The sequence below is a fragment of the Streptomyces sp. A5-4 genome (assembly GCF_051131715.1).
Lineage (GTDB): Bacteria > Actinomycetota > Actinomycetes > Streptomycetales > Streptomycetaceae > Streptomyces.
This window is the reverse complement of the sequence record NZ_CP178591.1, coordinates 8,478,579-8,498,787: the sequence shown is the minus strand read 5'-3', so window position 1 is coordinate 8,498,787 and position 20,209 is coordinate 8,478,579. Positions and strand designations below refer to the sequence as shown.

General features: G+C 70.2%; 19 protein-coding genes. 9 read left to right on the top strand and 10 right to left on the bottom strand.

What is annotated here, in order from left to right; genetic code table 11:
• The first annotated feature begins 224 nt into the window (after positions 1–224).
• Complete coding sequence (locus tag ACLLJJ_RS39585) at positions 225–644, top strand: DUF1348 family protein (protein WP_434599599.1); 420 nt, start codon at positions 225–227, stop codon at positions 642–644.
• A gap of 50 nt (positions 645–694) precedes the next feature.
• On the top strand, positions 695–1,360 hold the full coding sequence (locus ACLLJJ_RS39580) for a M15 family metallopeptidase (protein WP_434599598.1): 666 nt from the start codon (positions 695–697) through the stop codon (positions 1,358–1,360).
• Positions 1,361–1,466: 106 nt separating this feature from the next.
• On the opposite strand, the gene ACLLJJ_RS39575 is transcribed toward ACLLJJ_RS39580, so the two are convergent.
• The gene (locus ACLLJJ_RS39575; protein ID WP_283519758.1) at positions 1,467–1,964 is read right to left on the bottom strand and encodes a peptidylprolyl isomerase; all 498 of its coding nucleotides are present in this window, start codon (positions 1,962–1,964) and stop codon (positions 1,467–1,469) included.
• A gap of 164 nt (positions 1,965–2,128) precedes the next feature.
• Between ACLLJJ_RS39575 and ACLLJJ_RS39570 the strand changes: the two genes are divergently transcribed.
• Both ACLLJJ_RS39570 and ACLLJJ_RS39565 read left to right on the top strand, forming a co-directional pair.
• Positions 2,129–3,067 carry an SGNH/GDSL hydrolase family protein gene (locus ACLLJJ_RS39570; protein WP_434599597.1) on the top strand — a complete coding sequence of 313 codons (939 nt, stop codon included), beginning with the start codon at positions 2,129–2,131 and terminating at the stop codon, positions 3,065–3,067.
• 136 nt (positions 3,068–3,203) lie between these two features.
• Positions 3,204–3,833, top strand: a complete 630-nt coding sequence (locus ACLLJJ_RS39565) for a dihydrofolate reductase family protein (RefSeq protein ID WP_434599595.1) — start codon at positions 3,204–3,206, stop codon at positions 3,831–3,833.
• Here ACLLJJ_RS39565 and ACLLJJ_RS39560 read toward each other — a convergent pair.
• Positions 3,790–5,826 carry a GTP-binding protein gene (locus ACLLJJ_RS39560; RefSeq protein ID WP_434599594.1) on the bottom strand — a complete coding sequence of 679 codons (2,037 nt, stop codon included), beginning with the start codon at positions 5,824–5,826 and terminating at the stop codon, positions 3,790–3,792. The two genes, ACLLJJ_RS39565 and ACLLJJ_RS39560, sit on opposite strands and share 44 nt — an antisense overlap.
• Positions 5,827–5,996: 170 nt before the next feature.
• The gene (locus ACLLJJ_RS39555) at positions 5,997–6,650 is read right to left on the bottom strand and encodes a class I SAM-dependent methyltransferase (RefSeq protein WP_434600651.1); all 654 of its coding nucleotides are present in this window, start codon (positions 6,648–6,650) and stop codon (positions 5,997–5,999) included.
• A 302-nt stretch (positions 6,651–6,952) separates the two neighbouring features.
• Between ACLLJJ_RS39555 and ACLLJJ_RS39550 the strand changes: the two genes are divergently transcribed.
• The 4 genes from ACLLJJ_RS39550 (at position 6,953) to abc-f (ending at position 12,572) form a co-directional block, all read left to right on the top strand.
• A complete protein-coding gene (locus ACLLJJ_RS39550) occupies positions 6,953–7,756 on the top strand; it encodes a hypothetical protein (protein ID WP_434599593.1) in 804 nt (267 codons plus the stop codon).
• Between the two features lie 103 nt (positions 7,757–7,859).
• Positions 7,860–8,795 carry a HAMP domain-containing sensor histidine kinase gene (locus ACLLJJ_RS39545; protein ID WP_434600650.1) on the top strand — a complete coding sequence of 312 codons (936 nt, stop codon included), beginning with the start codon at positions 7,860–7,862 and terminating at the stop codon, positions 8,793–8,795.
• Positions 8,796–8,864: 69 nt separating this feature from the next.
• Positions 8,865–10,493, top strand: coding sequence for a transglycosylase domain-containing protein (locus tag ACLLJJ_RS39540; protein ID WP_434599592.1), 1,629 nt, complete (start codon positions 8,865–8,867; stop codon positions 10,491–10,493).
• A gap of 435 nt (positions 10,494–10,928) precedes the next feature.
• Positions 10,929–12,572 carry a ribosomal protection-like ABC-F family protein gene (gene abc-f / locus ACLLJJ_RS39535; RefSeq protein ID WP_434600649.1) on the top strand — a complete coding sequence of 548 codons (1,644 nt, stop codon included), beginning with the start codon at positions 10,929–10,931 and terminating at the stop codon, positions 12,570–12,572.
• 49 nt (positions 12,573–12,621) lie between these two features.
• On the opposite strand, the gene ACLLJJ_RS39530 is transcribed toward abc-f, so the two are convergent.
• On the bottom strand, positions 12,622–13,113 hold the full coding sequence (locus ACLLJJ_RS39530; RefSeq protein ID WP_434599590.1) for a MarR family winged helix-turn-helix transcriptional regulator: 492 nt from the start codon (positions 13,111–13,113) through the stop codon (positions 12,622–12,624).
• 59 nt (positions 13,114–13,172) lie between these two features.
• Here ACLLJJ_RS39530 and ACLLJJ_RS39525 point away from each other — a divergent pair, with 59 nt between their 5' ends.
• Entirely contained in the window at positions 13,173–14,294 is a 1,122-nt protein-coding gene (locus ACLLJJ_RS39525) for a questin oxidase family protein (RefSeq protein WP_434599588.1), read from the top strand.
• Positions 14,295–14,330: 36 nt separating this feature from the next.
• On the opposite strand, the gene ACLLJJ_RS39520 is transcribed toward ACLLJJ_RS39525, so the two are convergent.
• The 6 genes from ACLLJJ_RS39520 to ACLLJJ_RS39495 all read right to left on the bottom strand — a co-directional run bounded on the left by ACLLJJ_RS39520 (position 14,331) and on the right by ACLLJJ_RS39495 (position 20,159).
• The gene (locus tag ACLLJJ_RS39520; protein ID WP_434599587.1) at positions 14,331–15,308 is read right to left on the bottom strand and encodes a DUF6397 family protein; all 978 of its coding nucleotides are present in this window, start codon (positions 15,306–15,308) and stop codon (positions 14,331–14,333) included.
• Between the two features lie 223 nt (positions 15,309–15,531).
• On the bottom strand, positions 15,532–15,948 hold the full coding sequence (locus tag ACLLJJ_RS39515) for a roadblock/LC7 domain-containing protein (RefSeq protein WP_434599586.1): 417 nt from the start codon (positions 15,946–15,948) through the stop codon (positions 15,532–15,534).
• 189 nt (positions 15,949–16,137) lie between these two features.
• A complete protein-coding gene (locus ACLLJJ_RS39510) occupies positions 16,138–16,743 on the bottom strand; it encodes a GTP-binding protein (protein WP_434599585.1) in 606 nt (201 codons plus the stop codon).
• A complete protein-coding gene (locus ACLLJJ_RS39505; RefSeq protein WP_434599584.1) occupies positions 16,724–17,137 on the bottom strand; it encodes a DUF742 domain-containing protein in 414 nt (137 codons plus the stop codon). Before ACLLJJ_RS39505 ends, ACLLJJ_RS39510 begins: the two co-directional genes overlap by 20 nt.
• Complete coding sequence (locus ACLLJJ_RS39500) at positions 17,134–17,550, bottom strand: roadblock/LC7 domain-containing protein (RefSeq protein ID WP_434599582.1); 417 nt, start codon at positions 17,548–17,550, stop codon at positions 17,134–17,136. The genes ACLLJJ_RS39505 and ACLLJJ_RS39500 overlap by 4 nt, the downstream gene beginning before the upstream one ends.
• Positions 17,547–20,159, bottom strand: coding sequence for a sensor histidine kinase (locus ACLLJJ_RS39495; RefSeq protein ID WP_434599581.1), 2,613 nt, complete (start codon positions 20,157–20,159; stop codon positions 17,547–17,549). The genes ACLLJJ_RS39500 and ACLLJJ_RS39495 overlap by 4 nt, the downstream gene beginning before the upstream one ends.
• Between the last annotated feature and the right edge of the window lie 50 nt (positions 20,160–20,209).

The following is a 20,209-nucleotide window of genomic DNA, read 5'->3' as shown; positions in this document are numbered from 1 at the left end:
GGCCCGCACAATGATCCGACGCCCAGGAGCTTAGGCCCGTCGCACCCCCGCCCTTCCCCCGCACCTGCCCTGTAGCCGGAATGTGACAGCTACCCCCCTCCTGCCGGGCCGGGCAGGGGTGACGCACCAATTCCCTCCGCTGCGAACGTTGCGCGAGAACGACTGTTCTCCTAGGCTGCCACCAGGAGGAGAACGACCGTTCTCCGATGAGGAAGGGATTACTGATGACCGAGCAGAGGCCTCCGTTTCCGCCGTTCACCGCCGAGAGCGCCGAGCAGAAGGTCCGGGCGGCCGAGGACGCCTGGAACAGCCGGGATCCCGAGCGCGTCGCCCTCGCCTACACCGAGGACTCCGAGTGGCGCAACCGCGACGTGTTCCTCAGCGGGCGCCCGGAGATCGTGGAGTTCCTGCGCGCCAAGTGGCAGCGGGAACTGGACTACCGCCTGCGCAAGGAGCTGTGGGCCTTCACCGGCAACCGCATCGCCGTCCGCTTCGAGTACGAGTGGCGCACCGACCAGAACCGGTGGTTCCGCAGCTACGGCAACGAGAACTGGGAGTTCGACGAGAACGGCCTGATGCGGCGCCGATACGCGAGCATCAACGACTTCTCCATCGCCGCCGCGGAACGCCGCATCGCGCGCTGACATCCACCCGGGCGACGGGAGCAGTACCGCCCCTCGGGGATGATCACCGCATGAACGAGATCATCCTGATGTCGGACCCGCGCGTCGCCGCCGTGCCTGTCCGCGGGTGCGGTGAGGCGCTCGTCGACGTTCGCCTCGACGGGGCGCTGCTGGTCGACGTACGCGTGGAGGACGCCGCGGGAGTCTTCTGCTTCCTGCGCGAAGGCGTCCTCGGCCGGCTCGTCAAGGCGCAGGCGTCACTGCCGCGCGGCCTGCGCCTGCTCTTCGTCGAGGGGTACCGGCCGCTGTCCCTGCAGCGGCACTATTTCGAGGAGTACGCGGATGAACTGCGGACCGCGCACCCCGAGTGGTCCCCGGAACAGGTCGCCGCGTCGGCGAGCCGCTATGTATCACCGCCCCACATCGCACCGCACAGCGCCGGCGCCGCCGTCGACCTGACGCTGGCCGACGCGGACGGACACGAGCTCGAACTGGGCACGCCGATGAACGCGAGTCCGGAGGACAGTGCGGGGGCCTGCTACACCGCCGCGGACGGCATCGGCGACGAGGCACGCGCGCGCAGGGAGATCCTGGGAGCCGCCCTGACGGCGGCGGGGCTGGTGAATTACCCCACGGAGTGGTGGCACTGGTCCTTCGGCGACCGGTACTGGGCCCTCGCCACCGGGACGGATGCCGCCCTGTACGGACCACGGGACCTGGGCCCCGGCGTCGTATGACCTCCGCGACCTCTCGGGGAGTCGCCGAGTGCCGCTGTACGCACACGTGCCGGGGGGCGGCGATGTCTCGCCGCCCCCCGGCACGTGTGAATCCGGCAGGAGCTGGTCAGAGCGCCCCGGAGTCAGCGATGGTGATCTTGGCGCTGGTCTTGCCGTTCGAGGAGCCGTAGCCCTCGATCTTCTTGACCAGCTTCAGGCTCTCCTCGTCGGCGACCTCACCGAACACGACGTGCTTGCCGTCGAGCCACGAGGTCACGATCGTGGTGATGAAGAACTGGGAGCCGTTGGAGTTCGGCCCGCTGTTCGCCATCGAGAGCTGGCCCGGCTTGGTGTGCTTGAGCTTGAAGTTCTCGTCGTCGAACTTCTCGCCGTAGATGCTCTTGCCGCCGGTGCCGTTGCCCCGGGTGAAGTCGCCACCCTGGAGCATGAAGTCCGGGATGACACGGTGGAAGGACGAGCCCTTGAAGCCGAAGCCCTTCTCGCCGGTCGCCAGCGCGCGGAAGTTCTCCGCCGTCAGCGGGACCACGTCGTCGAACAGGTCGAAGGTGATCCGCCCGGCGGGCTCGTCATTGATGGTGATGTCGAAGTAAACCTTGCTCGTCATACCGACATCCTGACACTTCCCGGACGCCCAAGTCTCCTCGGGGGACCCGGTCGGCGTCCCGTGTCCCGCTGAGCGTGTGCCCCGTATTGCCGTGCGCACGGTCTGGACCTCTGTGCCCTCCGGGTCCACTGTGGTCCCTCATGGCCGGGCGGGAGGGAGCTGCTGTGAGGCGTGGACGGTGCGCGGCACTGGCTGTACTGGCGCTGCTCTGGGTGTCGGGCTGCTCGGATCCCTCGGACGTCCCCACCGCTCCCCCGGCAGTCGCTCCCGGTCCGCCCACAGCCGGGCGGTCCGCGGAATCCGGGCCGGGCACGCCCACCCCGAAGGCACCGAAGCCGCAGGAACGGCAGCCCCGGGAGCGGTCACGTGTCCTGTACCTCGGCGACTCCCTCGCCATGGAGAGCCAGGCGGCCCTGGCAGACCGGGTCTCCGCTACCGGGCGGGCGACCGTACACAGTGCGCCGCATTCCGGTACGACCCTGTGCGACTACCTGACCGAGACACAGCGCGACTCCCTGGTGCCGCCCCGGGACAAGGCGGCCGCGCTGGTGGGGGCCGAGACGCCGAGCGTCGTGGTGTTGCAGTTCTGGGGAAACTCGTGGGGCTACACGCCGTGCATGGGTTCGATCCCCCAGGGCGGCAGCGCTCGGTACTACACGCGGTACGCGGCCGACGCGAAGGCTCTCACCGAACAGATCGCGACGGCGGCGCGCGACGCCGGGATCCCCCGGCCCAGGATCGTGTGGGTGCTCCAGGCTCCGGACGCCTTCGCGCCGGACCGGGTCCGCCGGGTCAACGACATCTACCGGGCGCAGGCCGCTTCCGGTCCGGACACCGTGGCGGACGCGGGGCGGCGGGTGAGCCCGGCGGGCGACCGCTACACCTGGACGAGGCAGTTGCCCTGCAACGACGAGGAGCGGGCCCGCGCGCGGGACTGCACGGGCGGGCTCACCTCCCTGCACCGCGCTGACGATCATCTGCACTTCTGTCTCGCCCCGACCACGAAGAGGTCCCGCCCGTGTCCCGTGCGTTCGCCGGGCATCGTGCGCTACACCAACGCGATCGCCGAGGTCGTCGACGTATCTCTGCGCGGGAAAACCTGACCGGCAAAAAGATTCTTGGAGCGGGCTGTCGATCCACCCGTATCTCGATCGACGTAGGGGTGGAAGCGAGCACAGCCCCCGGCGACCCGCCGTTGGGCTCAGCAGGCCTCCTTCCGGACGCACCAAGGAGTACACCGTGCCGAAGTCACGCGTGCACAACCTCACCATCTCCCTGGACGGTTACGCCGTCGGTCCCAACCAGCGGCTGGAAGCGCCCTTCGGCGACGGCGTCGACGACCTGCACGCGTGGATGTTCGCCGCGATGAGCGACCGCGCTGAAGGCAGAACGGGGATCGACGTCGACCACCTCGACCGGAGCGAGCAGAACATCGGTGCCACCGTCATGGGGCGCAACATGTTCGGGCCGCAGCGCGGGTCGTGGGAGGACGAGTCGTGGACGGGCTGGTGGGGCCCCAACCCGCCCTACCACCATGATGTGTTCGTCCTCACCCACCACCTGCGGCCGTCGGTGCCGATGGAGGGCGGGACCACCTTCCACTTCACCGATGAGCCCATCGAGACGGTGCTGCACCGGGCGTTCGAGGCAGCCTCGGGGCAGGACGTGCGGATCGGCGGAGGCCCGGCCACCGTTCAGCAGTACCTGCGCGCCGGGCTCATCCACGAACTGCACCTGGCCATCGTCCCGATCCTCGCCGGCGGGGGCGAACGACTGCTCGACAACCTGGGGGACGGGATCCACGGCTACCGTGTCGCGGACCAGGTCAGCTCCGCGGCCGCGACTCATGTCCGGCTGCTCCGCCGCTGATCCCTCCCGACACCCCGCGTACGACGTTCATGAGGTACTCCTTGCGGTTGAGCGGGTTGTGACCGGTGCGTGGCCGGGACGGGATCGTGCCGCGTACCGGTTGGTAGCTGGCGAAGGCGGCCTCCAGCACGCCTTCGCCACTGGTCAGGCCGGGCAGCTGCTGCTCGATCCCATGCACCGACGCGGCCGGAACGACCCCCTCCAGGACGTACGAGGAACCGCGTGTCCGCGTGGTCCGCGGAACGGCGCGCAGCTGTGCGAGCACGGGCAGCACCGAGCCGAGCGCGTCCGCCGGGAGTTCCAGGCGGAACCGGTGCATCGGCTCGTGCACTGTGGTGCCGGCCTGGCGCAGCGCGCCCATCAGGACCAGGGGGGTCAGATTGCGGAAGTCTCCGGCGGTGCTCGACATGCTCTTGTCGAAGGTGGCGTGGGCGTGGCTCTGCCGTGGCCAGTAGCCGGAATGCGTCAGAGTGACAGTGCAGTCGGGGATCCGCCACCCGTGGAGCCCCTGGGACAGAGTCTCCCGTACGGATTCCTCGATCGCCCTGCGGAACGAGAGCGGCAGCGCGCCCGGCTCGATCTCCAACCGAAAACGCACACCCGAATCAGCGGGCGCCGGGTCGATTCGCAATCCGACGGTGGCGAGAAATGGATGGGGATCCTTTTCGATGACCTCGACGGCCTCGCCGCTGCCGCTGGGCCGCTCGATGCAAATAGTGGTGGTGCCACGGAATTCGACGTCGATACCGAAGCCGTCGGCCAACGTCGCCTGGATGACCTCTTTCTGCACTTCGCCGTAGAGCGAGACGAGCATTTCCTGACGGACGTCGTCCTGCCGCAGATTGATCAATGGGTCCTGCTCGGCGAGCCGGTCGAGCGCGAGACGCAGCCCGCCCCTGTCGGCGGGGCAGCAGGGTACGACAACCGTCTCCAGCGTCGGCGGGGCGAAAGAGTGGCTCCCGGCGGCCGTTCGCGGCTCGCCGAGCGTGTCGCCGATCCGTACGTCGCCCAGTCCGCGGAGCTTCGCGATGCGGCCCGCGGAGAAAGATGTGCACGGGTCTGCCGGGCCGGGTCCGAAGACGCTGATCGCGGTGACCTTCCCCTCCCCGTTCTCCCCGAATCGCACCCGGTCGCGCACACGCACCGTCCCGGAGAACAGGCGGGCGTACGCGGTCTTCTCCCCCGCCGGCCCCCGTTCGACCTTGAAGACGGTGCCCGAGACCGGGCCGTCCGCATCGGCTTCGGCCCGCGGCAGCAACTCCTCAATGGCGGCGGTCAGCGCGTCCACACCGGCCCCGGTGGCCGCCGAGCCGAAGAACACCGGATGCACGAGCCCCCGCCCGACCTGCGCGGCAAGCGCGTCGCGCAGGCGCCCGTGGGTGAGCCGCGTGGTGTCGTCGAGGTACGCGGCAAGGAACTCGTCGTCGTGCTCGGCGAGCACCTCGGTCAGCCCCGCCGAGAACCCGGCGTCGTCCGCGTCGTGGGGGACGAATCCGGAGGTGCGGGTACCGATGTCGTGGACCGAGCCCATCGGAACCGCCGTCTGCGTCAGCTTCTCGGAGATCGCCCGCAGTACGTCGTCGTATCGCGCCCCACGGCGGTCGATCTTGTTCACGAAGACGAGGGTGGGAATGTGCAGCCGTCGCAGCGTCCGCATCAGCACGCGGGTCTGTGCCTGCACCCCTTCGACGGCGGAGATCACCAGCACCGCGCCGTCGAGCACGTTCAACACCCGTTCCACTTCGGCGATGAAATCCGGGTGGCCGGGTGTGTCGATCAGATTGACCATGACGTCCTTGATGGCGAACGACACCACGGCGGACTTGATCGTGATGCCGCGTTGCCGTTCCAGCGCCAAGGAATCGGTCTGGGTATTTCCGTCATCGACGCTACCGATCTCGTCGATGACCCCGGCGGCGTACAGCAGCCGCTCGGTCAGGCTCGTTTTACCGGCGTCCACATGCGCCAGAATCCCCAGGTTCAACGTACTCACTGAGCGTCATGTCCTTTAGATAGGTGGCATTCCCCTTCTGGTTGGACATCAACGCTCCGCGCATAATCATCTCCTGGGTCGAAAGGCCGTCATCGGGAGTACAGCCCATCGCCGCCCCGGAAGGCAACCGAATAATCGCCGGGGTGGCTCCTCGGGCGATCGGACGGGCCTCAGACGGGCATCGAGCGGTCGGTTCGCCGGATTTTCAGGGTGTTGTCCGTGCGGGTGCCCGGCTCCCCGTCGGGAGCCGTCTGGATCCGCGCATGTTCTTCGCTGATCAGCACCTCCCAGTGCCCGTCGGGGAGTTCGAGTGCTTCAAGGACCTCCTGCGGCGTGGGAAAGTGCACCCCGGGTTGGGGGTTGTGCTCCCAGGAAGGCCATCCCGCGTGTCCGACGACCAGCAGCACCCCGCCTGGTACGACGGCCGAGGCCGCGGACCGCAGGATCTCCTCGCGCGGCATGTCGCCGAGTGAGTGCAGGAATTGGGCCGACACGAGATCGAAGGCGCCCTCGGGGAAGGACGCTCCGAGGTCGTGCCGCTGCCAGTCGACGCGGTCGGTGACGTCCTCCGCCGCCGCGTGCCGGACCGCACGGGCCAGGGCGACCCCGGAGATGTCGGTGGCGGTGACGCGCCACCCCTGTCCCGCGAGCCAGATCGCGTCGGCCCCTTCGCCGCAGCCCAGGTCGAGGGCGCGGCCCGGCTTCGTTCCGGTGACCTCGCGGACCAGGACGGTATTGGGGTTACCGCTCCAGATCCGGTCGCTCTGCGCGTAGCGGCCGTCCCAGAACGCCTCGTCCGAGGTGCTGGTTTCGTCGTCGGCCATCGGGGTCTCCTTGTTGGGGTTGCTCATGACGCGGTCCACGTTCCGCCGGGCGCGCGACAGCCGGGCGGGTCGCGCCGGTGGTCAGGCCGGCGTTGACGGGCCGCGGCAGCGCACCCGAGGTCCCGCTGCCGTAGCGCCGCTCGGATCCTGTTGGGGCGTGCACGCGAAGTGCCTCCGCCCGTCGCCCATAAGAGATGGTCCGCCTGGCGCCCGCCGCACGGCAATTCTTCTTGCCGAAACGGCAACCAGTTGACGCACGCCCCGACAGGGGACTGTCCGTACACCAGTACGCTGACGTCCCTATGCGCCGCTTCCCCCACACCGGCCCCCCTGATCGACGGCGGCCCCTCCTGACCGCCCTGGCCGCGGGTGCGGCCCTGTTGGGGCTGACGGCCTGCGCGTCGGAGACCGGAGCGCGCGACGGGGGCACGGCGCCCCGCCTTTCCCCGCCGGTCAGCGCTTCGCCGCTGTGGCCGGACTACGCTCCGCCGGTTCCGCCCGACGCGGGCGGGCCCACTCCCCCGACCAGGCGGTACCCGGTCGTCGAAGGCGTCACCGCGCCCGCGAGCGGGCTGCGGAAAGCGTCGGTGAAGAAGCTGCTGGAGAAGGACCCCAGTGTGCCGCGACTCGTGCGGAACGCACTGGCGGACTGCCCCGGCGTGGACTGCGGCCTGCGGCGGCCCGTGTACCGGGACGTGACGGGCGACGGGCGCGACGAAGTCGTCGTGGCGTGGGACGAGGCATCCGCGGGGCTGACTCTGATCCACGTCTACCGGGCCTCGGGCAGCGCGGTCCGACCGGTCCTGACCAGCCTGGGTCCGCTGGGGCTCACCGGCGAGACCCTGGGCGCCGACCTGGTGATCTCCTCCACCGCCGACAACGCCCGCTTCACCGTTCGCTACCGCTGGAACGGCACGGTGCTGGCCGCCGTCACACCGCAGGGCGGGCGCGCCATCCCCTCGGCGCCGGACCCGACGCCGGACCCGACGCCGAGTCCGGCCGTGACCACGAGCCCGCAGACAGGCCCGCAGCCGGGCCGGGCGGTCCCGCGATGTGGTCGGCGCGCCCGGCCGGCGGCCAAGTCCTCTCTGTACGCGTCAACATGACCACCACCATGCGAGACATCGGCGCGCTCGACGCGAACATGGTCCTGGCGGGGTGACGACCACCGCGGTGGTGCTGCCCCTGGGCGTGCTGACCGCAGGGCGGATGAGCCGCAGGCTGCGGAGCGCGGCCGGTACCGCGCGTCGCATCGCGGCCGGGGAACTGGACGCCAGGATCTCCGCGGCGCCCCGCCCGCACGACGAGATCGCCGAGATCTCCATGGCCGTGGACACGATGGCGGCCGCGCTTCAGGAGCGGCTGCGCGGCGAGCAGCGCTTCACCGCCGATGTGGCCCATGAACTGCGCACCCCGCTCATGGGTTTGGTGACCTCCGCCGAACTACTGCCCGACGGGGAAGCTGCCGGGTACGTACGGGACCGGGTACGCGTCCTGAGCGCCCTGGTCGAGGAGCTCCTGGAGATCTCCCGGCTGGACGCGGGAGCGGAGCAGGCCGATCTGTCACCGTGCGCCCTCGGTCCGCTGCTGGAGGAGATCGTCATCCGCATCGGCCTGCCCGTCCGGCTCCGCGTTGAGGACGCGGAGGGTCCGGTGAGTGCCGCGGGTGGGGTGGATGCGGTGGGTGCGGTGGGTGCCGTGAGTGGGGTGGATGCGGTGGGTGCCCTGGATGACGTGGATGAGCCTGCGGCGTATGGATCCAAAAAGGCCGTGACGGTCTGGACGGACCCGCGCAGGCTGGAGCGCATCATCACCAATTTGATCGTCAACACACACCGGAACGGCAAGGCTCCCGTCACGGTCACCGTGCTGGGCGGAACGGCCGGCGCCGACAGGGTCGTGACCGTACGGGATCACGGTCCCGGGTATCCGGACACGCTGCTCAAGGACGGCCCGAAGCGGTTTCGTACCGGCGCCCGTGAACGCGGTACGGGCCATGGCCTGGGTCTCACCATCGCGCTCGGCCAGGCCGCGGTCCTCGGCACCGAATTGGTCTTCACCAATGCGCCAGACGGGGGCGCCCTCGCCACCCTCCGCCTGCCCGGCGGCCCCTCCTGTCCCGAGGCAGAACCGATACACCGCTGATACACCTCCGTGCGGCGACCGATGCGTCCCTTGCGGTTGACCAAGATCTTCGGTGCCGAGGATGGCGCCATGCGTATCAGGCGGAGTCCGGAGCGGACGGCGGAGCGGCGGAAGGCGGGCGGAGTCGGCGGGACCGTAGACGTCGATGGCGTCGATGGAGTCGGCGACGTCGACAGGGCCGGACAGGCGGGAGAAGCCGGTGCGTCGCGGAAAGCCGGTGGCAAGGACTCGGGCATCTCCCTGTCGGGCACCGCCCGCGGCATCGCCAGCACGGTGACGGGCCAGGAAAAGCAGGGCGGCTCGACCATCACCCAGCAGTACGTCAAGAACTACTACCTCAGCCAGGAACAGACCGTCAGCCGCAAGGTGAAGGAGCTGATCATCTCGCTGAAGGTCGACCGGCACGACTCCAAGGACGACATTCTCGCGGGCTATCTGAACACCAGCTACTACGGGCGGCTCGCGTACGGCGTCCAGGCGGCGGCGCGTGCGTACTACAACGTGGAGGTCGAGAAGCTGACCGTCGAGCAGGGCGCGTACCTCGCGGCTCTGCTGCAGGCGCCGAGCCAGTACGACTGGGCGGTCGCGGCCCCCGCGGGCAAACGGCTGGTGAAGGCGCGCTGGGGCTATGTGCTCGACAACATGGTCGAGGAGGGCTGGCTGAAACGGGGGGCCCGCGAGCGGATGAAATTCCCCGAGCCGGCTGCCCCCAAGCCCGGCGCGGGCCTCTCCGGGCAGACGGGCTACTTGGTGGACACCGCGAGGCGGGAGTTGATGGACGCGGGCGTCAGCGAGCAGGAACTGGCGGGCGGCGGCTGGAAGATCACTCTCCACGTGAATCCGGCCAAGCAGCGGGCGCTGGAGCGTGCGGTCACGACGGGGCTCGCCGCCGCGGGCCGGGACCCCAAGTCCGGCAAGCCGAAGCCGGATCCCGACCGGCAGGCCGGGGCGGTCTCGATGGACCCGCGGGACGGCCACGTTCTGGCGCTCTACAGCGGACGCGACTACTTCCGGCACTACCTCAACAACGCGACCCGCTCCGACTACCAGGCCGGCGTCACCTTCGAACCGGTCGCCCTTGCCACCTCGGCGGAGGGCAAGGCCAACGGCAAGCACGACGTCGGCCCCGGCGCCATCAGGCGGACCGCCGAAAGTCTGGGTATGCGTACGGATTCCAGCGGCTTCGCGTCATCGCAGGCGACGTCGCTCGGGCTGATGGGAGCCGCTCCGCTGGAAATGGCCGGTGTCTACGCCTCGTTCAGCAATGAGGGCAACAAGGTCACGCCTTCGATCGTGAAATCGGCGCAGCGCGACGACGAGCGCACTCGTCTGCCGAAAGCAGTGGGCGGCCGGGCCATCAGTCCACCCGCCGCCAAACTGGTCAACTCCTTCCTCGCCACCTCCCTGACCGGCGCCATGAAGGGCGGCAGCTTTGTCCTTCCCCCGAGGGCGAGCGAGAGCGGACGGGCCGTCACCGGCACTTCGGGTCCCTCCGACGACGGGAAGGCGCAGTGGTTCATCGGCGGCACACCGGACCTGATCGCCTCGATCGGGCTCTTCGGCGAGGACGTCAAGACCCAGAAACAGGTCGCCCTCAAGAACGTCAGTGACGGCCACCCCGCCCGGATCTGGGCGGGGTACGCCGAATCCGTATCGGACGGTCTGCCGACCGGCGTCGGTTCTGTGCCCAGCCGCTGAATCCACCGGCGAGGACGCGGAGCCCGGGCCCTCGCGCGGGTGTCGCGACCGGGTTCCGTGATCGCCTCGGGGGCGGCTCGGAAATATTCATGAGCGCATGGACAGGGGATGGCCTAGGCTTGTGCGCATGGGTTCTTTCTATTTCTTTCTGTGATTCCGGGCATGGACGCGGCGTGCTGACGCTGCGCGCCGCTCGACGATCCGTGGCCTGAGCCGCGCGTCGACCGCGGTTGCCGCTTGTCCTTCTCCCGCAGCCCTGCCGGTACTCGTCCCGCACCTGCACGCGCGCTGCCCCCGGTCCGAAAGAACCCCTCCCCGCCGCGCCGTGCGCGCGGCGAGGGGCACGAACCCCAAGGGGGTCTCTCCATGCTCCGTCACACCCCATTGCCCACGGCGCCGTCAACCGCGACCCGGCCGGCGACGGCCCGGTCAGCGATGGCCCAACTGGTGTTGAAGGATGTGTCCAAGGCCTATGGCGACCGGTCCGTACTCGACCAGGTCTCTCTCACCGTCCGCCCGGGCGAAAAGGTGGGTGTCATCGGGGAGAACGGCTCCGGCAAGTCCACCCTGCTGCGCCTGATGGCCGGCTCCGAGCATCCGGACACGGGTAGCGTCACCGCCGTTTTTCCCGGAGGCCGCGGCCATCTCGCCCAGACACCCGACCTCGCGTCCTGGAACAGCGTCCAGGACGCCGTTGACGCCGCGCTCGCGGATCTGCGTGTCCTCGAAGCGCGGATCAGGGAGGCCGAGGCCACTCTCGCGTACGCGACACCGGATGAACTGGCTTCCTACGGAGACTTGTTGACCAGCTACGAGGGCCGCGGCGGCTACCGGGCGGACGCCCGCGTCGACGCGGCTCTGCACGGCCTCGGCCTGGCTCACCTCACCCGTGAACGCAGCCTCGGTTCCCTCTCCGGAGGGGAACGCTCCCGCCTCGCGCTGGCCTGCGTACTGGCTGCCGCACCCGAACTGCTTCTGCTCGACGAGCCCACCAACCACCTCGACCGGCAGGGCGCCGCCTGGCTCGAGGAGCACGTGCGGGCACATCGCGGCACGGTCGTCACCGTCACTCACGACCGCGCCTTCCTCTCCCGGGTCACGGACACGATCCTTAAGGTGGACCGGGATCTGCGGGACGTCACCCGCTACGGCGACGGGTGGGACGGCTACCGGACGGCGAAGGCCGCGGCCCGTCATCGCTGGGCGCAGGATCATCAGGAATGGCTGGCCGAGATGGCGAGGACCGATGCGCTGTTGGAATCGGCCGGTCAGCGGCTGGCCGGTACCGGAAAGGATCCGCGCGAGGGCTTCGGCAAGCACCGCCGCTCCCACGAGGCGAAACTGTCCGGGCATGTCAGAGCTGCCCGCCAACGATTGCAGCGACTGCGGCAGAACCCCGTCCCTGCCCCTCCGCGACCTCTCCGGTTCCGTGCGGACCTGACAACGGCGGGGGGCGGCGCTCCCACCGACGGGCCTGTCGCGAAGGAACCTGTCGCCGAGCTCTCAGGGGTGCGGGTCGGCAACCGGCTGCACGTCCCTGGGCTGCGGATCGAAGCCGGGGAACGGCTGCTGGTCAGCGGCCCCAACGGGGCAGGAAAAACCACGCTGCTGCGGGTCATCGCCGGAGATCTGCAGCCCGACGACGGCGTGGTCCGCCGCCCGGAACGACTCGGCTATCTGCCGCAGGAGCTCCCCTCCGTACTGCCCCGGCAGTCGCTGTTGGCGGCCTTCGCCCGGGGCCTTCGGGGGCCCGCCGACGAGCATGCGGAGGAGCTGCTGGCCCTCGGCCTGTTCAGGGAGGAGGACCTGGCCGTGCCGGTCCCGGCCCTGTCTGTCGGCCAGCAGCGCCGGCTGGAACTGGCCCGCCTGGTGACGCGGCCCGCGGATCTCCTCATCCTCGACGAACCGACCAACCACGTGTCGCTCACCCTGGTGGAAGAACTGGAGGAGGCCCTGTCGAACTACCGTGGCGCGGTCGTGGTCGTCTCCCACGACCGCCGCTTCCAGAGCGGCTTCACCGGCAACCGGCTGGAGCTCGACGCGGGCCGTCCCACCCCGGCCCCTCTCGACACTCCCTAGCCCTGCGCCTCACCTGCGGAGTCGCACCTCCGCGTATCAGTTCCGCGCCTCAGTTCCGCACCTCGCGCACCCAGGCCGTGAGGCCCGCGAGGAACCCAGCCCGCTGACTGGCGGTGAGCCCGTCCAGTGCGTGCAGCAATGGCTCCATGCGTCGGGCGACGAAGGATTCGAGATGCGGGCGATAGTCGTCGGCCAGCGACACCAGGACCCGGCGCCGGTTGGCCGGGTCCTGCTCGCGCTTGACGATGCCGGCCCGGCTCAGCCCGCCGACCAACTCGCTGGCGGTGGGCAGGGAGACGTGGAGCCTGCGGGCGATTTCCCCGACAGTCAGGGCGGGACCGGCCAACAGATGTGGAAGCACCGCACCGTGCCGCGGCGTCAGCCCGTTGGACTCCATGGCCTCGCGCATCGGCTCGGGCATGAGCTCCCGCACCACCGCACCACGGAAGAAAGGCTCCAACAGAGGTACGAGCGCGACGATTTCGACCTCTTCGGGGGTCGGCAGCCGGGACGCCTTCCCGACCTCGTGTGTGTGCGGCATACTGCGAGTCTAGATGATTTGGTTTTCCAAACTGTTGGGATATCCGAAAGGTTTGGCCCATGCCGTCGATCAGCTACAGCGATGCACTGAACGAAGCCCTGGAGCGCATGGACGATCTCGGGTACGAGCGCGGCCAAGGGGTCGACCTGGCCAATCACGGCCCCATGGGTGCCGAGGCGCTGGCTCTGCTCGGGCACGAGGACGAGGTGGCGCGGTGGGTGGAGCGGTACAGGGGCGCCATGGCGCACCACGAGCCGCCCGCCGCGCGTTTCGCCATCGACCCCGCCGACGAGACCTCCTGGCGGCCGGTGCTTGGGGTTTTCAACCGGGCCGGAGACTGGGAGCAGCTCTTCACCCGCGAGCTGGCCGAGGCCCACTGGCGCGAGGTGCTCGTACGGTGGTGGCCCCGCCTGCTCCCCGGCCTGTTCGCCGGGCTTACGCACGGTCTCATCCGCACCGCACACGCCGTACGCGGTCTGTACGCCGCCGAGAAGCCGACCCCGTTGCAACTGGGCGAACTGGCCCGGGGCCTGGCGTACTGGGCCGCCCGCTACACCGAACTGCCGGGCCACGCGCGGCTGCGCGGCTCCTACGAACTGCCCGCCGCGATCGCCGCACTGCCCCGCCGGGCACCGGATGGCCCGATGGGCCCGGGGGCCGCCCGGCAACGGCTCGACACACTCGACAGCGCACCCGGGTACAAGGAGGCGCTGGACTGGCTCGCGCCGGATCAGGCGCCCAGGCTGCTGAGCGAGATGACCGTGCAGTTCGCCGATGTGTATCTCGGCCACCCCGAGGTCTTCCCGGTCCCGCTGATCCACGGAGTCACCGCGCCCGCTGCCGTGCGCATCGTCCTCCCGCACCTGCCGCACGCCTTGCACGAGCCGACGCTGGCCGCGTTGTGGCAGGTGCACACCGCCTTCCTGCTGGCCTTCACCACCGACCGGCGTGGCGAGGGCACCATGGACTGGCAGCTGGAGGTGCCGGATCTGCCGCCCTTGGCGGAGCTCGGTGCGCGAGCGGCGGAGCACGGCGATGAGCACGTCATCAAGTTCACCGAAGCATGTCTGCGCGAGTACGCCCTGCGGCCCGATCCGCGTTACCCGGCGGCGGCGTTCGCCGCGCAGCGGCGCATCGCCCGCCTGGACGGCGGTGGAGGCGCCGGGGGCGTACGCCCCTGACCGCCATGGCACCGAGGGCCGCGCGCCGTGAACGTCTCAGTGAGGTGGCCTCCTTCGGTGGAGCCAGCCGCGGAGCCCCCGAGACGTCTCAAGCGGGTGGGTCGGACGTGACCGCTCACGGTCCGCGCGGTCAGGAGCCGGCATCGGTCGGCCGCCCTCCGGTGGAGCAGGGTCAGGCAATGGACGCCCGGCGTCCTGGTGGGCGTCGGCTGGCAGCGGTCGCCCGGCGTCCGGGCGTGGGGCGGACCGGTGGTCGCGGGCGTCGTCCAACAACAGGGCCAGGCTTACCCGTTGCCAGAGAATCTCGTCCGGGTCGTCGGCCAGCAGCAACCCGTCGGCGACCTCGCGCGCCGCGGCCGACTCGCTGTGTCCCACGGCCGGTTCGGGCCGGAGCTTGTGGAGGTACGCGCGTTCATAGGGGTCGTCGACGACCTCCGCGAACTGGACGGGGTCGAGCACGGAGCTGATGATGGCCGCCCGCTCCCAGGGATCCTTGGTCTGCCGTGTCAGCAGGCCGAGGCGCCGGGCGCGCCAGTTGCGGGTCCGCCAGTCCTCCCCCGCGGCCAACATGCTGCGCATCGCCTCCGGGGACCGGCCGGTGAGCAGGCCCGGTTCGCGGGATGCGAACGCCCTGAGGTCCTCGGCGAGATAGAGCCAGACAACCGCCCGGTAGCGGTTGAGGTAGAACCGCACAGGACTGATGTATCCGGTACGGGCCAGCCGGGTGAAACGGGCCGGGCTGATGCTCATGAGCAGGGCGCCTTCGGTGGTGCCGACCGTCCGCACCCGCTCCCGCAGTGCCTCGGGGGTCCCGTGCGCCGCCCGCAGCCTGTCGATCTCCTCGCGGGCGAACCGGCGCCGCCCGGTCGCCGGGTCCGGCGTGGCCCGGAGGTGGCCGAGCTGGACGGCGAGGTCCAGCTCGGCTCGCTTCAGCCCCAGCTCCTGCGCGGCCCTGGCCGGGGCCAGCGGCCTCGCCGGTGCCGGTGGTGCCGGTGGTGCCGGTGGCGACGGCACCTGTACCGATACCGAGGCTCGCTCTCGTGCTTGCGCCGCTGCCGACGCACCGGCAGCGCGGTTTACTTCCTGTACGGCCATGTTGTCGTCTCCCCGTGAGATGCGAATACTCTCGGTGACGACCGTAGCCCGTACGGTCCGATCCTCGCCCGGCCTGTGGATAACTCCGCAGCCAGGCGAGTCCGCCCAGGTCAGAGCGGGGTCGAGCGACTGGCCGGGCGAATCAGACGTCCGTGCTCGCGGTGAAGCCCTCCGGTTGCCTGGCCGCGACCCCGAGATGTTCCCCCACGCGGTTGACCAGCAGCGTCATCTCGTACGCGACCTGACCGATGTCGGCTTCGGCCGCGCTCAGCACACACAGACAGCTACCGTCACCCGCGGCGGTGACGAACAGGACTCCGTCGTCGAACTCGACCATCGTCTGGCGGACCTTGCCCGCCCGGAAGTGCCGCCCGGATCCCTTGGCGAGACTGTGCAACCCGGACGAGACGGCGGCCAGGTGCTCGGCGTCCTCCCGTGCCAGGTCCGTACTCGCTCCGGTCACCAAACCGTCGTTGGACAGTACGAGGGCGTGCCGCACATGTTCGACCCGGCTCGTGAGGTCGTCCAGCAGCCAGTCAAGTCCCTTGTCCAGCGCCATTGTTCCAGCCCTCCCCGTTCACCCGTTCCCCGTTACCCCTGATGCGCAGCAACCCTTCCCCACTGTCGCCGTCGCGGCAAGCGTGTCGTCATCCGCATTCGCATCCGCATTTGCACGCGCGTTCACACTCCCGTCCGCCTCCGCATCCGCGTCCCGTCAGGCTCGACGGTTGCGAAGGGCGTATCGGGGCTAGCCGGCGGAGTCGAGCAGCCGGGCAGTGTGCATCCGTCCCGCGTACTCGACCAGGCGCACCAGCACTTCCTTTCCCGAGTCCCGGTCCCGTGCGTCGCACAGCACGACCGGTGTCCCCCGGTCCAGGTCGAGGGCGCGTGAGACTTCGTGTGCACCGTAAGTCCGCGCCCCCGAGAAGCAGTTGAGCGCCAGCACGAAAGGGATGCGCCGGTGCTCGAAGTAGTCGACTGCCGGGAAACAGTCTTCGAGACGGCGCGTGTCCGCGAGGACCACAGCGCCCAAGGCCCCCTGGGACAGCTCGTCCCACAGGAACCAGAAGCGGTCCTGCCCCGGTGTGCCGAAGAGGTACAGCGAGAGCCCGGACCTGATGGTGATGCGTCCGAAGTCCATCGCGACGGTCGTGGTGGTCTTGCGGTCCACGCCTCCGGTGTCGTCCACCGTCCGGCCCACTTCGCTGAGCAGTTCTTCGGTCCGCAGCGGGCGGATCTCACTGACGGCGCCGACGAGGGTCGTCTTGCCGACGCCGAAGCCACCGGCGACCAGGATTTTCAACGCAAGGGCGGTCGTCTGCCCGCCCTTGTCGTCAGAGCGCTCGGAGCCCATCGATCACTTCTTTCAGGATCTTCTCGTCGGGTAGCTGGGCAGGCGAAACGGGCCTGCTGATCTGTACGTAGCCGGATTCGAGCAGGTCGCCGAGCAGTACCCGGACCACACCCACGGGCAGGTCCGCGTCGGCGGCGAGCTCCGCGACGGACTGGGGCTCCGCGCGGCACAGTGCGAGCAGCGACCGGTGTTCGGGGCCGAGCAGCGATTCCTCGGCGCTGCCCGGTGCGCCGTCCACGACCACGACCAGCGCGATGAGGTCGAACCGCACCCCGCTCGGACCCGGTTTGGTCCTGCCCCCGGTCATCGCGTACGGGCGTACGAGCGGGCCCGCGTCGGCGTCGTACCACTGGCTGCCCCGGTCGGTGGGGTCCAGGCCCCTGCCCCCGGTCATGTGCGGGGCGGCGCGTACAGGTGCTCGCCGACACGTTTGACCAGCCGGGCCATTTCGTAGGCGACGAGGCCGATGTCCGCGGCGGCGGTGCTCAGGACGGCCAGGCAGGAGCCGTCGCCCGCCGCGGCGACGAACAGGAAGCCGTGGTCCATCTCCACCAGCGTCTGGCGTACGCCACCGATGTGGAACTGCCGTCCCGCGCCCTTGGCCAGACTGTGGAATCCGGAGGCGACGGCGGCCAGGTGTTCGGCGTCCTCCCGGTTCAGCTCGCTCGACATGCCCACGGCCAGACCGTCGTTCGACAGCAGGACCGCGTGCCGAATCTCGCCCACCCCGGCCACCAGGTCTTCCAGCAGCCAGCCGAACTCACCGCGAGGGTGAGCGGCGGCCCCGGTTCTCTCGTGCTCGATCATGCGTGGTCTCCTTCGCTGCCGCGGTCCGCGGAGCCGTGGCCTTCGCCCTTGCCGGAGTGGGGGCCGCGCGGCGCCGCGCGACCCCGGGCCCATCCCTTGCGATAGGCGGTCAGCCGCTCCCTTGCCTGCTCCGGGGTGCGCTCGTGCGTATCGTCCGGGCCCTCACCAAAAGAGGCGTGGGGTGCGGTGGTCTCCGGAGCGGCGACTTCGCGCAGTTGCGGGACGAGGCTGGCCTGCCGGACCCTGCGCGGGAGTTCCCCCTCGGGCTCCCGGATCGCCGTCGCGTTTCCCTCCCGGGCGCCTTCGCCGGCGGCACGGTCGCGGGGGCGCAGTGCGGTGACTCCGGCGGGCGCCGGTGACCGTTGCCGCCCGGCCAGGGCCGGGCGGGACGGTGACGCGGGAAACGCGGTGCCGTTCGTGCGCCCCTGCTTAGCGACACCTGGGCCGTGGGCGGGCCGGGACGGCGAGCCGGTTTCCACCAGTTCCGGCTGCTCCCCGCGTCCGGTGTGGCCCGTGTCCCGCGGTGTGCTGTCCTTCCTGGTGACGGCGCTCTGCAACAGGGGGACCGGCAGCAGGACGACCGCGGTGGTACCGCCGTAGGGCGAGGTGCGCAGATGGACCTTGATGTCGTGGCGGGAGGAGAGCCTGCTGACGACGAAAAGCCCGAGCCGGTCACTGTCGAAGAGTTCGAGGGCCTCGGACTGTTCGATCCTGCGGTTGGCCTCGGCGAGCACTTCCTTGCCCATGCCGAGTCCGCGGTCCTCGATCTCCAGGGCGTATCCATTGCCGACGAGTTCGCCGCTGACGCGCACCTTGGTGTGCGGCGGGGAGAACTGGGCGGCGTTCTCGATGAGTTCGGCGAGGAGATGGGTGAGGTCGGCGACCGCGGCGCCGACGACGGCCGTCTCGGAGAGTTGCCGTACCTCCACGCGCGCGTAGTCCTCGATCTCGGAGACCGCGGCACGGACGACGTTCGTCAGCGGCACGGGCTTGCGCCATGCGCGGCCCGGGGCCGCACCGGAGAGGATGATCAGGCTTTCCGCGTGCCTGCGCATCCGGGTGGTGAGGTGGTCGAGACGGAACAGGTCACTGAGTTCACCCGGATCGTCCGCGCGGCGCTCCATGCTGTCGAGCAGGTTGAGCTGACGGTGGACCAGTACCTGGCTGCGCCGGGCGAGGTTGACGAAGATCCCGGAGACCCCACCGGCCAGTTCGGCGCGTTCGGCAGCCGCTACGAGAGCCGCGCGGTGCACCGTGGCGAGGGCTTCACCGACCTGGCCGATCTCGTCCTCGGCGGGCCGCCCCTGCGGGGCTTCCGCCTTGATGTCCAGTTCCTCCCCGGCGCGGAGCCGGTGCATGGCATGCGGCAGTTTGCGCCGGGCGATCTCCAGGGCGTTGTTGCGCAGGCCGGCGAGTTCGACGACGAGGCCGCGGCCGATGCGTACGGAGATGACGAGGGAGCCGACCACGGCGACGAGCCCCAGCAGTACGGCCGCGCCCGCCGGGGTCAGCACACTGCGGGCCAGCGGGTCCGTGCCGCCGGCCGCGTTCCCGTCGGCCTGAGAGCCGATCGCGCGTACGGCGCGCCGCACGCTGGTGTGGGCCCGCTCCCAGGTGTCCACCGGGACGGCGAGCGCCGCCTTCCGGCCGGGCTCGGCGGCGGCCACCGCCTGCTCTGCGGTGAGCAGGGTGTCGTACGCCCTTCCCCTGGTGAGTGCGCGCCAGGCCTCGCGCTGGGGGCCCAGCAAATCGCCCACGGCTGACGCGGTCAAGTTCCTGCGGGTCTCGACGGTTCCGCCGAACAGGCGCAGCCGCTGTACGTCGAAGGTCCGGCCGAGTTGTGCGGAGGTGAGCAAGGCGTCCTCGCGCGACAACATCTCGCCGGCCCGGGCGAATTCGAGCAGCACGCGCGCGTCGGAGCCCAGCCTGGCCTCCTGAATGCCGGTGAGTGATCCCGTGACGCGGAACGCGGCCTCAATGGTCCGGGTGTACTGCTCGTACGTCTTGTCCCAGTCGGCGATGCGGTCGACAACGCCGACGCGCATGGCACTCAACCGCTGCGCACTGGCCACGAACGCTTCGAGTCCGGAAGTCACCGCTCGCGGGAGGTCCGCGCCCGCGGCAACGGTGTGGTCGTCGTCGAGCCGGAGCCCGGCCACTGCCGCATCGGTGCGCTTGCCCTGCTGCTCGAATATGTCGGCGCGTTCGTCGCCGGCCCCCTGAGGGGACGCCAAATAGCGCACCGCTGCCCGGCGCTCGGCCTGGAGCTCGGCGACGGTGGCGCTCACGGGGGCGCGGATCTGTTCGTCGACCCGCTGCACCTGCCGTTGCCGCGCCACGTCCTGCGCCGTGGTGACGGTGGCGAATCCCCAGAGCACGAGGAGGGACACGACGGGCACCATCAGCAGCGAGACGACCTTCGCCCGCACGGTCCTCGGGCGGAGCCGCCATCTCGCCGGGGCCACGGCGGTGGACCGGGGGCTGTCCGGTGGTGGCCCCTGCACACGGTGTTCGTCGGCGGGCGGGCCGGCGTGCGCCCGCCGTCCGCGCGCCGGGGGCGCGGACCGGGTTGGGGTTTCCTCGCCCAGGGTCCTGCGGGGTGTGCGCATGGCCTCCTCGTTCCGGATACGTCTCGCGCGGACCAGCCGCTGAGCGGGAC

Bases quoted from the DNA above. Each gene is read 5' to 3' on its own strand.
- ACLLJJ_RS39505 (WP_434599584.1), bottom strand. From the start codon at position 17,137: ATGACCGGGGGCAGGGGCCTGGACCCCACCGACCGGGGCAGCCAGTGG.
- ACLLJJ_RS39515 (WP_434599586.1), bottom strand. From the start codon at position 15,948: ATGGCGCTGGACAAGGGACTTGACTGGCTGCTGGACGACCTCACGAGC.
- ACLLJJ_RS39500 (WP_434599582.1), bottom strand. From the start codon at position 17,550: ATGATCGAGCACGAGAGAACCGGGGCCGCCGCTCACCCTCGCGGTGAG.
- ACLLJJ_RS39555 (WP_434600651.1), bottom strand. From the start codon at position 6,650: ATGGCCGACGACGAAACCAGCACCTCGGACGAGGCGTTCTGGGACGGC.
- ACLLJJ_RS39550 (WP_434599593.1), top strand. From the start codon at position 6,953: ATGCGCCGCTTCCCCCACACCGGCCCCCCTGATCGACGGCGGCCCCTC.
- ACLLJJ_RS39585 (WP_434599599.1), top strand. From the start codon at position 225: ATGACCGAGCAGAGGCCTCCGTTTCCGCCGTTCACCGCCGAGAGCGCC.
- ACLLJJ_RS39530 (WP_434599590.1), bottom strand. From the start codon at position 13,113: ATGCCGCACACACACGAGGTCGGGAAGGCGTCCCGGCTGCCGACCCCC.
- ACLLJJ_RS39510 (WP_434599585.1), bottom strand. From the start codon at position 16,743: ATGGGCTCCGAGCGCTCTGACGACAAGGGCGGGCAGACGACCGCCCTT.
- abc-f (WP_434600649.1), top strand. From the start codon at position 10,929: ATGGCCCAACTGGTGTTGAAGGATGTGTCCAAGGCCTATGGCGACCGG.
- ACLLJJ_RS39540 (WP_434599592.1), top strand. From the start codon at position 8,865: ATGCGTATCAGGCGGAGTCCGGAGCGGACGGCGGAGCGGCGGAAGGCG.
- ACLLJJ_RS39545 (WP_434600650.1), top strand. From the start codon at position 7,860: ATGAGCCGCAGGCTGCGGAGCGCGGCCGGTACCGCGCGTCGCATCGCG.
- ACLLJJ_RS39580 (WP_434599598.1), top strand. From the start codon at position 695: ATGAACGAGATCATCCTGATGTCGGACCCGCGCGTCGCCGCCGTGCCT.
- ACLLJJ_RS39525 (WP_434599588.1), top strand. From the start codon at position 13,173: ATGCCGTCGATCAGCTACAGCGATGCACTGAACGAAGCCCTGGAGCGC.
- ACLLJJ_RS39575 (WP_283519758.1), bottom strand. From the start codon at position 1,964: ATGACGAGCAAGGTTTACTTCGACATCACCATCAATGACGAGCCCGCC.
- ACLLJJ_RS39495 (WP_434599581.1), bottom strand. From the start codon at position 20,159: ATGCGCACACCCCGCAGGACCCTGGGCGAGGAAACCCCAACCCGGTCC.